At 50.7% G+C, this 11,348-nt stretch carries 9 protein-coding genes; 6 read left to right on the top strand and 3 right to left on the bottom strand.

Translation table 11 applies throughout. The features are described from left to right. Positions 1 to 8 precede the first annotated feature (8 nt). Entirely contained in the window at positions 9 to 1,133 is a 1,125-nt protein-coding gene (locus tag ACZ5ZV_RS12405) for a cyclic nucleotide-binding domain-containing protein (RefSeq protein WP_464117330.1), read from the bottom strand. A 93-nt stretch (positions 1,134 to 1,226) separates the two neighbouring features. Between ACZ5ZV_RS12405 and ACZ5ZV_RS12400 the strand changes: the two genes are divergently transcribed. Continuing rightward, a complete protein-coding gene (locus tag ACZ5ZV_RS12400; RefSeq protein WP_464117328.1) occupies positions 1,227 to 2,378 on the top strand; it encodes a glycosyltransferase family 9 protein in 1,152 nt (383 codons plus the stop codon). A 40-nt stretch (positions 2,379 to 2,418) separates the two neighbouring features. Next, on the top strand, positions 2,419 to 3,402 hold the full coding sequence (locus ACZ5ZV_RS12395) for a glycosyltransferase family 9 protein (RefSeq protein WP_464121418.1): 984 nt from the start codon (positions 2,419 to 2,421) through the stop codon (positions 3,400 to 3,402). On the opposite strand, the gene ACZ5ZV_RS12390 is transcribed toward ACZ5ZV_RS12395, so the two are convergent. Further along, the gene (locus tag ACZ5ZV_RS12390) at positions 3,389 to 4,801 is read right to left on the bottom strand and encodes a sigma-54-dependent transcriptional regulator (RefSeq protein WP_464117326.1); all 1,413 of its coding nucleotides are present in this window, start codon (positions 4,799 to 4,801) and stop codon (positions 3,389 to 3,391) included. The two genes, ACZ5ZV_RS12395 and ACZ5ZV_RS12390, sit on opposite strands and share 14 nt — an antisense overlap. Beyond that, positions 4,798 to 6,666, bottom strand: a complete 1,869-nt coding sequence (locus tag ACZ5ZV_RS12385) for a sensor histidine kinase (RefSeq protein WP_464117324.1) — start codon at positions 6,664 to 6,666, stop codon at positions 4,798 to 4,800. Before ACZ5ZV_RS12385 ends, ACZ5ZV_RS12390 begins: the two co-directional genes overlap by 4 nt. Before the next feature lie 128 nt (positions 6,667 to 6,794). Between ACZ5ZV_RS12385 and ACZ5ZV_RS12380 the strand changes: the two genes are divergently transcribed. From ACZ5ZV_RS12380 to ACZ5ZV_RS12365, 4 genes are read left to right on the top strand one after another with little or no spacing between them, the layout of a single operon-like run. Next, positions 6,795 to 7,742 (top strand): bifunctional riboflavin kinase/FAD synthetase, encoded by a 948-nt coding sequence (locus ACZ5ZV_RS12380; RefSeq protein ID WP_464121417.1) that lies wholly within the window; start codon positions 6,795 to 6,797, stop codon positions 7,740 to 7,742. Next, positions 7,720 to 8,556: a hypothetical protein gene (locus tag ACZ5ZV_RS12375; RefSeq protein ID WP_464117322.1), complete on the top strand. Its 837-nt coding sequence runs from the start codon at positions 7,720 to 7,722 to the stop codon at positions 8,554 to 8,556. The genes ACZ5ZV_RS12380 and ACZ5ZV_RS12375 overlap by 23 nt, the downstream gene beginning before the upstream one ends. Before the next feature lie 47 nt (positions 8,557 to 8,603). Next, a complete protein-coding gene (gene pilB, locus ACZ5ZV_RS12370; RefSeq protein WP_464117320.1) occupies positions 8,604 to 10,304 on the top strand; it encodes a type IV-A pilus assembly ATPase PilB in 1,701 nt (566 codons plus the stop codon). Next, positions 10,304 to 11,347 carry a twitching motility protein PilT gene (locus tag ACZ5ZV_RS12365; protein WP_464117318.1) on the top strand — a complete coding sequence of 348 codons (1,044 nt, stop codon included), beginning with the start codon at positions 10,304 to 10,306 and terminating at the stop codon, positions 11,345 to 11,347. The genes pilB and ACZ5ZV_RS12365 overlap by 1 nt, the downstream gene beginning before the upstream one ends. Position 11,348 lies beyond the last annotated feature (1 nt).

Below are 11,348 nucleotides of genomic sequence, written 5' to 3'. Positions count from 1 at the left end.
GAATCTTTCTAGCGTTGTTGGTCCGCTTGCAGGCGTTGGGCGGCGAGGGTTTCAATTTCTTTTGCCAGGAATAAGTTTTGGGACAGCACTCGATAGAAATCTTTTTGTTGGATTTCCAGCAGGACCGTTTCCTGTTGAGTTGTCGCGCTGGCAGTGCGCTGACCGCCGCTCATAAGCAGTGAGATTTCACCGAAACAGGCACCCTGGCCCATCACGTTGATGTTTCGTCCTTGCTGACTGATAACGACGCTGCCTTGAATCACTATGTAGCAGGTATTTGCCGGTTGGCCTTCGTTGAATAGTCTTTGATGGGCAGGGGCCTTCACCAGTCGTCCTGAGAAAATCAAACTGTCCAGACAATCCCCGGGAAGTTTTTTAAAGACATTTGAGGACTGCAAAGCCTGTAAGATCCAGAAACGATGTTGCAGACTTTGCGCTTTTTCAGTTTTAATCAGCTGATCAAATTCCGGCAGGTGGCGCACGCGCAGGATTTCACTCGGGGCGAGAGTGATCACGTCCGCAGTGCGGGAGTGTCCAAGCAGGAAACCACTTTCTCCGAAAAGGGCCCCTGCTTCCAGGGCAGCAACGAGCTGACGGTGTTGGGCATCCATCACGCGATAGATTCCGGCCTGACCTTTTAACAGAATAAATAGATCACGGTCATTTTTTCCGGATTGAATCACCTTGATGTGAGCGGGTACCTGAAAGCGTTCAGATTTTTGCAAAAGAAATTGCGCCAGCTCGGCATCCAGAGAACGAAAGAAGGGAAGATTCTGGGCCGATAAAGACAGCCCCCCGGACACCTGCGAACCTAGCTGAGACCCCACAGCATTTGCCTGAGCGGCTGCTTTGCTAAAATAATCCCGAATCACAGGGTTGAGCAGAATGCCTTCGTGAACCAGGAACTCCAGTAAGGCAGACAACTCACGGAAGTTAACCAGCCACCCTTGCCCCAGAAAGAACTGCACCAGTCCTTCCACCGAAGTTCCATTTTTCAATACATCCAAGTAGGAATATTGCAGGGGACTCAGACGAAAACTTTTGCGCGAAGAAAGAACCGTCATCAATCCGCCGTCGGAGGCGGGTTGCAGTTGAAGGGGCTGAAGCTGGACCTGTTCTTTTTCAAATCTCATAAAACGATTCTGACATTCAAACGATGACAATACAAAGGTCTTAAATACAGGGCTGGACCTGTGCGCGGCTTTCTCCTGACATAGAATCAGACTATGGCCATTGTGGATTGTCGATATTTCTCAGGTTATAAACCATGTTCCAAAAATACGTCCTGCGACAGTCGTTGCCAGCACAAGGATATCCCGGCACTTTCAATTTTAATTGTTCATTTAGGTGCCCTGGGGGCCGTGGTTCGCAGCACCAGTTTATTGCGCGCTATGAAACGCAAATACCCGTCTTCGATGATCACGTGGGTGACGGATGCTCCAGCTCATCAGCTTTTAAAGAATCATCCTGCCATTGATCGTGTGCTGACCACCAGTGAAGCGGACCTGTTGCAATTGTCCTCGTTGGAATTTGAAGTCGGCTTTTTGATTGATAAATCTTTGAAGGCTTGCGGGGTCGTGAATCGAACGAAGGTGGATCAAGTTTTCGGATTCAAGGCACAAGGTCGTAATGGTGCCATTGTGCCCGCCACCGAAGCGGCGACCGAACTTTGGGAGCTGGGGCTGGATGATCATCAGAAGTTTTTTGTAAATCAAAAACCGGAAACGCAATTGATGATCGAAGCTCTGGAAATCGGCCCTTATCGCAGGGACGAGTATTGGTTGCCCTTGACGGCTGTAGAAGAGCAAATCTCCCACCAGCGCCGTTCCGAGTGGCTGGCTTTGAAGGACCGCCAAATCATCATTGGTTTGAACACCGGTTGCAGCAATGTGATTGCGGCAAAAAAGTGGACGGTCGAATATCACCGTGCAGTGATTGCAAGGATTCTTAAAGAGCTTCCGCACGCAGAAATTGTTCTGCTGGGAGGTCCTGAAGACACCGAACGCAATCAGAGAATTGCGCAAGGACTGCCTGTTGTTTCATCAGCGACAGAGTCAGGATTGCGCGACGGTCTGGTCAGTGTGGCGGCTTGTGATGTCGTGGTGACAGGGGACAGTTTGGGCATGCACATGGCCATCTCTCAGAAAAAACAAATTGTGGCCTGGTTTGGTCCGACCTGTGCTCACGAAATTGATATCTATGACAGGGGATTTAAGCTTCTGGCGCAAAGCCCGTGCAGTCCCTGCTGGAAGAGGACTTGTGAAAAGTCGATTATGTGCTACGATCAGGTCTCTTTAGAGGAAGTTCTTGATGCCCTTAAATCTTGTTGTGCAAACCGCCTTTCTGGGCGACTTACTGCTATCGATCCCGCTCCTTAAAAAGTGCCGGACGCTTTGGCCTGAGCACAAATTGGGATTAGTGTGTCGTAAAGGTTTGGGCGACTTCTTTCTGAAAGCCGGCATTGTCGATCAGATCTATGAGATCGAAAAAGGCAAAAAAGACACCTACAGCCGCATCTTGCAGCAGCTAAAAAACGAAAAAGTTGATCACCTGATTTCCCCGCATGAATCCATGCGCACGGTTTTATTCTGTGCCCAGATCAAGGCGGAACATAAGATTTCCTATAAGAACACCTGGAATTTCTTCGTTTTCGGTGAACGGGTGGTGCGTGATGTGCGCCTGCCAGATGCGATGAGGCAACTCAGCTTATTGGCCCCTTTTGACCCTGAGTTGAAAAGCAATCTGCAGTCCTATGTCGCAACGGCCAGGCCTTATCTGCCATCAGAGCAAGGCCGTCTTTCCGCACCTCCGTCATGGGCCTCAATGTCCCAACGTGCGCAGATTATGCAGCATCAGGAACTCTTTGAGCAACTGAAGAATAAGTTCCAACTGGAAGGCTTCGAAGACGGCAAGGCCATTTTGATTTTCCCAGGCAGTGTGTGGGCCACCAAACGCTGGACGGAAGAAGGCTTTATTGGCACGGGCAGGGCTTTGCAACAGCAGGGTTATAAAGTCTATGTCATGGGAGGCCCTGGGGAAGAATCCCTGGCCGAACGAGTGGCCGCTCAGATTCCAGGCTCTGTGTCCTTGGCTGGAAAAACCAAGATCATCGAGTCCGCACAACTGATTGCGCGGGCCGCTTTACTGATCGGAAATGACAGTGCGTCGACACATTTGGCGGCAGTTTGTGAAACACCTTTGATCGCCGTGTTTGGTCCAACGATTTTGGAGTTTGGCTATCGCCCTTGGTCTGCGGAAAGCTACGTTGTGCAGAAAAACGATCTGTGTTGCAGACCATGCGGCAAGCATGGCCACAAGGTCTGTCCGATTAAAACCCATGTGTGCATGAAGGACATCCCGGCAGAGGAAGTCCTTCGCACCGCCGGATTTATTCTTCGTTAGTGTATTCCTTCACATTGATGCCGTACTTACGGATTTTGCGCAGAAGGGTGTTCTTTGGAATATTCGCCTGCGCCACAGTCTGATTGATACGGCCGTTGTTGGCTTTCAAAGCGCTGATGATAAATTCCTTTTCCATCTCTTCCTTGAACGCATCAAAGTCCAAAGGACCTGAGTAACCCACGCTGGCTGTTTTATCAGCGCCTTCTTTCGGGGCCAGTTTGATAGAATCCGGCAGGGAATCCACAGTGATCTGGTGGCTGTTTTCCACGATGAACGAACGCTCAATGATGTTTTCCAGCTCACGGATATTTCCCGGCCAGCGATAGGACTTCAGCATGTCCAAAGCTTCCGGAGTGATGCTGGTGATCTGGCGTCCGTGTTGTTTCGAGAATTTTTTAATAAAGTTACCTGCCAAGGCCTCGATGTCATCGGCACGCTCACGCAAAGGTGGCAGGAAGATCGGCATCACATTCAGGCGATAGAACAGGTCTTCGCGGAATTCGCCCTCTTCCATCATCTTTTCCAGATTGCGGTTGGTGGCGGCAATAATGCGGGTGGTGGTTTTCACTTCACGGTTGCTGCCCACCGGGGTGAATTTGCGCTCTTGCAGAACGCGCAGAAGTTTGACCTGCATATCCGGGCGAAGTTCACCGATTTCATCCAGGAACAAAGTTCCGTTGTTGGCCAGCTGGAATTTTCCGATCTTTCTTTCCACCGCTCCGGTGAAGGCCCCTTTTTCGTGACCGAAAAGTTCGCTTTCCATCAGGTTCTCAGGGATCGCACCGCAGTTGATTGCCACAAAGGCCCCGGACTTGCGAGGGGAGTTGAAATGAATCGCGCGGGCCACCAGTTCTTTGCCTGTTCCGTTTTCACCACGAACTAAAACCGTGGTGTCCACTTTGCAAAGACGATAGATCAGGTTGAAGACCTCTTTCATTTTAGAAGAGCCCCCCACGATCTCGCTTTCGATGTCGTCATCGAAAACCGGGTTGGACATGGCAAGGCTTGAAATCAGATCACGGGCCTCAAGACATTTGCGCACGATTTCTGTCAGGCGCTGGGGCTGAACTGGTTTTTCAACATAATCATAAGCGCCTTCTTTGATCGCGATCACCGCATCATTCAAGTTCGAGTGTGCGGTCATCAAAACCACAAATGTGCGCGGATCGTGTTCCTTGATGGCGGTCAGGGCTTCAAGACCGTTCATTTCCGGCATCTTGACGTCCATCAGAACCAGATCCCATTGCTGTTCTTTGACTTTGTCAAAAGCTTCACGGCCGGTGGCCGCCTCTTCAACGGTGAACTCGATCTCCGGCATCGTGGACTTCAGGATGGAAATCACCGAACGGCGCAGTTCCGCCTCGTCATCGACAATCAGTGTGTGGAGTTTCGTCATCATAGCAGCACCTCGTCATCTTCAGATTCCAGCGGCAAAGTGAAAGAAACCGTGGTGCCTTGGCCCACTTTACTTTCCATCGAAACTTTACCACCGTGGAGTTCAATAAAATATTTAACCAGATAAAGACCCAGCCCCGTTCCCTTGGTGCGCAGATCCTGATCGCTTCCACGAGTAAATTTACCCCAGACTTTTTCCATGTCCTCAGGTTTGATTCCCTCGCCGGTGTCTTTCACCAGAACATGAATGTCCTCTTCGGACTCGTGGGAAATCACTTCGATCTGTCCACCGCGTGGGGTGTATTTGATCGCATTTTCAATCAGATTGATAACAACTTCTTTTAGTAGCGTGGTGTCGAACTCGGCCGAGAACATCGGCTCCAGCGCGGTGTGGATTTCAATGCCCCGCTCGCGCGCCAAAGGACGCAGATGCTGCAAGGCCTCTTCGATGATCTCATTGATATCGGCCACTTCCTTGTTGATCTTGAAGTCCCGGGATTCCACACGCAGGACCTTCAGGATGGACTGGATATAACGGTTTAACTCGTCACTGAACAGGCGCAAAGACTTTAAGTCCTGACCCAGTTCTTCTTCCTGCGAGTGTTGAGTCAGCAAACGATCCACAATGGCCTGAATCTTGGCAATCGGGGTCTTCAGGTCGTGGGAAATCAAGCTCACGAAGTTGTTTTTAAGCTGTTCCAGCTCAGCCAGATATTCCTGTTCCTGTTGCAAACGGAAGTTTTGGCGTTCGATCTTCGTGGCCTGATAACCGATGAAGATGATCCAACTGGCTCCCAGAAGAATAAACGGCGAAAAGGCCGGGGACCAGAAATAGAAACTGTCAAAGACCCAGGCCGACAAGGCGGCCAGCAAAGTTCCAATCCAGGCAATACAGAACAAGGCCACCGACTGAGGATAAGTGGTGATCACAAAGACCGCCATCAGCATCAGCACGAAGAATCCGGCGGCATACCAGATGAAAGGCAGACGTTGAATCCATTTGTTACCCAGAACAGTATCCGTGATATGCGCCAGAATCTCGGTCCGGGAAAGTGTTCCCATCGGAGTCATATACACCGGTGCCGAAGAGGTTTCCGCACCGATCAGGATGATCTTGTCGGTGAAGGCGTTGGCCGGAAGCTCGTCATAGATGATTTCGCTCAAGGTGTATTGTTTAAAGACGCGGCTGGAGCCACGATAGTTGATCGGAAGACCCGCCAGTTGAGTCGGGAATTTCTTGCCCGTGATTTTTTCCACAAGATGAGGCATCTCCGCTCTTTGCGGGAAGACCCGGCGAACAACACCGTCTTCATCCCGGCGCAGTTCATTGGATCCCAGGTTGGTGTGCTCACGATTGGTGAACACCGGCATCAGGATGCGTTCCAGAGAATTGGTTGTGGAGGCCCATACCACGCGAGGGTCCAGGAACAGACGCTGCTCTTCCGGGGTCATTCGCACGGTGCCGACGTTGTCTCCGAAGTAAAGAGTGACGCCGACAGATTTTGGGTTCTGGCGAAGAATGCGCAGCAAGAGCTCGGACCATAGAGGCTTGTTCCAGAAGAAGCTGTCGGTGATGTCGGTGACTTCGCTCATGTTGTCCAGGAAGTTGGTGCGCGAATCATAGATCATGGAAAAGTCGGACTGGCGAATCGTGATCAGAACTATTTGCGAAGACGTCTTTTGATCACCGCGCAGTTGGAAGCGCTGGTCGTAAGACGTGATTTCGTCATTGGATAACGCCAGACAGCCGATCAGCCAGCACAGAATGCAACGAAGCCAAAAACCCCGGCGTCGGGAGAAGAAACGAAGCAGGACTTCGAGTTTGAAGGTAAGGTGCTGAATTAGGTCCTTTTGCACGCGTCGCAACATAGCAAATTTATTAAAAAATTCAAGGTTTAACCGGGATGTGAACGAAGTATTTGAAGGGTCGGGGCGAGGGTCCCAGAAGGCGCCAAAACGATTTACCGGATGGAGGGGTTGGGGGTATATTGAAAAATATGCATGTTTATCAAGGAGCCAAACACCTGAGTGCGCCTTTGGCCGCTTCTGTTGTCACTATTGGGAATTTCGACGGGGTCCATCTGGGCCATCAGCAACTTATCGAGAATGTCGTTCGCGAGGCGCAGTATTTTGGTGTGCCCTCTGTGGTTTATACTTTTCACCCTCACCCGGTGAAGGTTCTTCATCCTGAAAGAGCGACTTATCGTCTGTTCGACCTGAAAGATCAACAGGAGCAGTTTGAAAAACGTGGCATTGAAAATGTGATTATCGAGGAATTCACCAGGGACTTTGCCAAGGTGACGCCGCAAGAGTTTCTGGATCAGTATGTTCTGGCGCAGCTTCGTCCCAAAACTCTGGTGGTGGGGCATGATTTCAATTTCGGCGCGGACCGGGCGGGGAATATTCCGTTTTTGGAAAAGTATTGTGCCGAAAAAGGCATTCGCCTGATCATTATTCCGCCTTTTCAACTGGAGGGCGAAGTCGTGTCCTCCACACGCATTCGCGAACATCTGAAAGCCGGTGAGGTCGAAAAAGCCAATGAGCTTCTGGGGCGGACCTATTATGTGCGCGGGCATGTTGAAAAAGGCTTTCAGCGCGGGCGCACGATCGGAGTGCCGACGGCGAACATTCATCCGGATGTGGAGTTTGAGCCTCGTCAGGGTGTGTACTGCACTCTGACCCGGATTGGTGCTCATATGCATCCGTCGATCACCAATATCGGCGTGAATCCGACCTTCCATGAAAATGGCAAAGGGCCGATCAAAATTGAAACTCATCTGTTTGATTTCGATGCTCATCTTTACGGCGTGGAAGTGGAAGTCTATCTGATGCACTTCCTGCGGGATGAACAAAAGTTTTCCGGCATTGAAGAGTTAAAGACGCAAATTCACCGGGATATGGCGGAAGCCAGAAAGTACTTTGATGAGCACCCTCAAAATACATGAGGTTTGCACCTCAGGAACTCACGGTCAGTTGATTCAGTTTCTGCAGCAGCTTTCCTCCGAAAAAGGCTGGGGCTGGGAGTTCGCCGTCTTTACGGAATTTTCCGAGGACGCTTTGGCCGGAGCCTCCGCAGTGAAGGTGGAGCCCAAACTGTCACCGGTTATTCTGCCGACGATGAAGGTTTCTACCACCCAGGTGCGTTCGGTGGAGGTGCTGGATTCCTTCTTCCCTGAAGACGGTGCATGGTATCCACGGGTGTTGTTGCATGAAGCCCTCCGTCAGGTGTTGGTGACGCAAGCCCGGGATCTGGATATTCGGGCTCCGGCGTTCGTTATCGGGCACAATGAAGAGGCCCGCGTGGTGGCGTCAGTTCTGGCGCTGATGGGAATTGGGGATATCTATCTTGTCGGTGAGCGTGAAGGTCTTTGGGATCATCAGCAGGCTTTGCAGCGTTCGCACTTGGGAATTCGTTTTCATGCCCTGCCGACGGACGAACTGACCATGCAGGCGGTGAGTGCCGGGATTGTCGTTAATACGGTGGATCTTTCCGCACAGCAGGCATTGCTGGCCGATCTGTCTTATTTTAATTATATGAATGGGACGGGGTACGCGCTGGATCTGAATTTGTTGCCTTTGCAGAACCTTCTTTTGGAGGAGGCGGAAAAAGCCGATCTGCGGGTTTTGCACCCGGTTCTGGTCGCCGAAGCTTTGACATTGCTGTGGTTGCAGAGGTTAAAGCCAGACCATGACCTTGGTAGGGATGAGATTCGTGAGAGCTGGACCAAGTTTTTGAAACAAAACTCTTCCTCCGTCTAGTTACAAAAAATGGCACCCTGGAGTAAATTTAGTCCAGGGGAGTCCTAATGTCTTCACTCAAAATCGGGGAAATTTTAGTTAAGCAAGGTTTGCTGAAGCCTGACCAATTGCAAGCAGCAATGGAAGAGCAAAAGAAAAGCGGATCGAGATTAACTACTTCTATTATTCAACTGGGCTTCTTGAAAGAAAACCAGATCCTGCGCGCTGTTGAAAAACATTTCGCTGTTCCCGGAGTCGAGGTCAATACCTTCGAGATAGAGCCGTCGCTGATCTCGCTGATTTCCAGGGACGTCTGTGAAAAGAACACACTAATCCCTTTGCAAAAAGCAGGGAACACGCTGGTCGTGGCCTTTGCTGATCCCAGCAACATTGTTGTTAAAGAAGACTTGCGATTTATCACCCGCATGAGAATCCAGGCCGTTGTTGGTACTGAAAGTGCCATCATGGCATCTATTGATAAATACTATGGTTCTTCTGTTCAGAAAAAACTTCTGGCGCTGGATGAATCTGATCCGGAATTTCAGGATGCCGGTGGCGCCAATATCGAGATCATCGATGGCGGTCCAGCCGACAGTACGGATGCTCCTATTATTAGATATGTGAATGGAATTTTGGCGGACTCTATCCGTCGCCGGGTTTCAGATATTCACTTTGAGCCCTATGAAAAAAGCTATCGTGTTCGCTATCGTATCGACGGTAACTTGATCGAGACCAGTGCCCCTCCGGCAGGTTCCGGTCCGGCGATTTCTTCGCGTTTGAAGATCATGTCCAAGTTGGACATCGCAGAACGCCGACGCCCTCAGGATGGTCGTTTGAAAGTGCGAACTTCCAAAGGTAAAGAGATGGACTTCCGGGTGAGTGTCCTGCCAACGCTTTGGGGTGAAAAAGTTGTTTTGCGTCTTTTGGATAAATCGAATTTGCAGTTGGACATGACCAAGCTGGGATTTGAAGAGGACGATCTTAAACTCTTTAAGTCCAACATTCATTTGCCGCAGGGAATGGTTTTGATCACGGGTCCCACAGGATCCGGTAAGACCACGACGATCTATTCTGCCCTGTCTGAATTGAATCAGCCGGATGTGAATATTTCCACTGCGGAAGATCCGGTCGAGTTCAACCTTGAGGGGATCAATCAGGTTCAGATGAATCCGGATATTGATTTGAATTTCTCCAGTGCCTTGAAGTCCTTCCTTCGTCAGGATCCCGACATCGTGATGGTGGGGGAGATTCGTGATATCGAAACTGCCGAAATTGCGTTTAAAGCCGCTTCCACAGGTCACTTGGTCGTAAGTACACTGCATACCAATGATGCTCCGGGGACGGTCATTCGTCTGACAGAGATGGGTGTGGCCCCGTATATCATCACCTCCACGGTGAATTTGATCGTGGCCCAGCGTTTGGTGGGTAAAATCTGTGAATCCTGCAAGGCTCCGGTGGAGGTTCCCGCGCAGACGCTGCTGAATCTGGGAGTGCCACAGGCGGAAGTGGGTGACTACAAACTGATGCGCGGCAAAGGTTGTGCGAACTGCAACAACACCGGCATCAAAGGGCGACTGGCGATCTATGAGCTGCTGTCCATGAGTGAGAAAATGAAAGAGGCCATCCTGAAGGGCGCCTCCACAGGACAGCTTCGCTATCTGGCACGCGAACAAGGTATGAGAACTTTGCGTCGAAGTGCGCTGTTAAAACTAAAACGTGGCGTAACAACTATTGAAGAAGTGCTCAACGCATCAGTGAAGGACACCTAATGAGCTTGACCGAGCTACTTTTGCAGGCGAAAGCCAAGAAGGCGGAAGAATTTTTGTTTCTTGTCGGCAGTGAGCCGCGAATTCGCGTGCCCTCCGGCTGGACCAGTCTGCGTTCGTCTCCGGCCTTGATGACGGAATGGAATCTGCTGCAACAAAGTCTGCTGAGCACTCAGCAAAAAGCCGTTCTGGAAACAACGGGTGTCGTGCAGGGTGAAGCCGCGCTGGACAGTCTGCGTATCGGTTTTTCTTTCTTCCAGCATGAAAGCACCATGAAGGCCGTTTTGGATATGGATCTGGATGGTGGAAAACAGGAAATTCAGCTTCCCCCCTCTTTGCTGGATGCCTGTTTGCGCATGAAGGGGCTGGTTTTGCTTTCTGGTCCCGGAGAAGCCGGGCAAGTCTGGGCCTTGCATCGCATCCTGCAAAAACTTTCTGAAGAAAAATCCTTCCTGGGTGTCGTCTATTCGCGCAAAGCCTTCCCGCAGGTGAAGGAAGCCAAGTCTTGTTATATCTATCACAACGGTGAATTTGCCCGATCTGAGGAACGAGAATGCCTGATGTCCGGAGTGGACATGGTCGTGTTCGATGGTTTTGCCGACGAGGAATCCCTGTTGGAAGCCATGTCTTTGGCAGAGCAGGGCCTCTTTGTGATTTATTCGATGAAAGCGCCTTCGGTCACGAATGCTCTTCGGCGGGTGCTTTCCACTTTGGGGGAACGCTATGCCGAGCATGGGGCTCCAAGACTGGCTGAGGTGCTGACCATGGCATCGGGCCAGTATCCTGTTGCGGGGCTTGGTGGTGAAAAGATTTTTGCGCATGAGGTTCTGCTGATGAAACCGCAGGTTCGTGCCCTGATTGAAGAGCAGGATTTCAAAGCTCTGGAGAATCTGTTGCTTCAGGCTCCGGAAAATTCCGGCATCCTGACTTTGAATCAGTCCTTGTTACAACATTTGATTCGCCGACGTGTGGACCTGAAAACCGCATTTGAGGTGTCCCGACAACCTGACAACCTGGATCAGCTTCTGAAGAAGGTAGGTATCTAAG

This window comes from Bdellovibrio sp. HAGR004, assembly GCF_055397015.1.
Note: the sequence above shows the minus strand (reverse complement) of the source record. Positions and strands in the feature narration are given on the sequence as shown.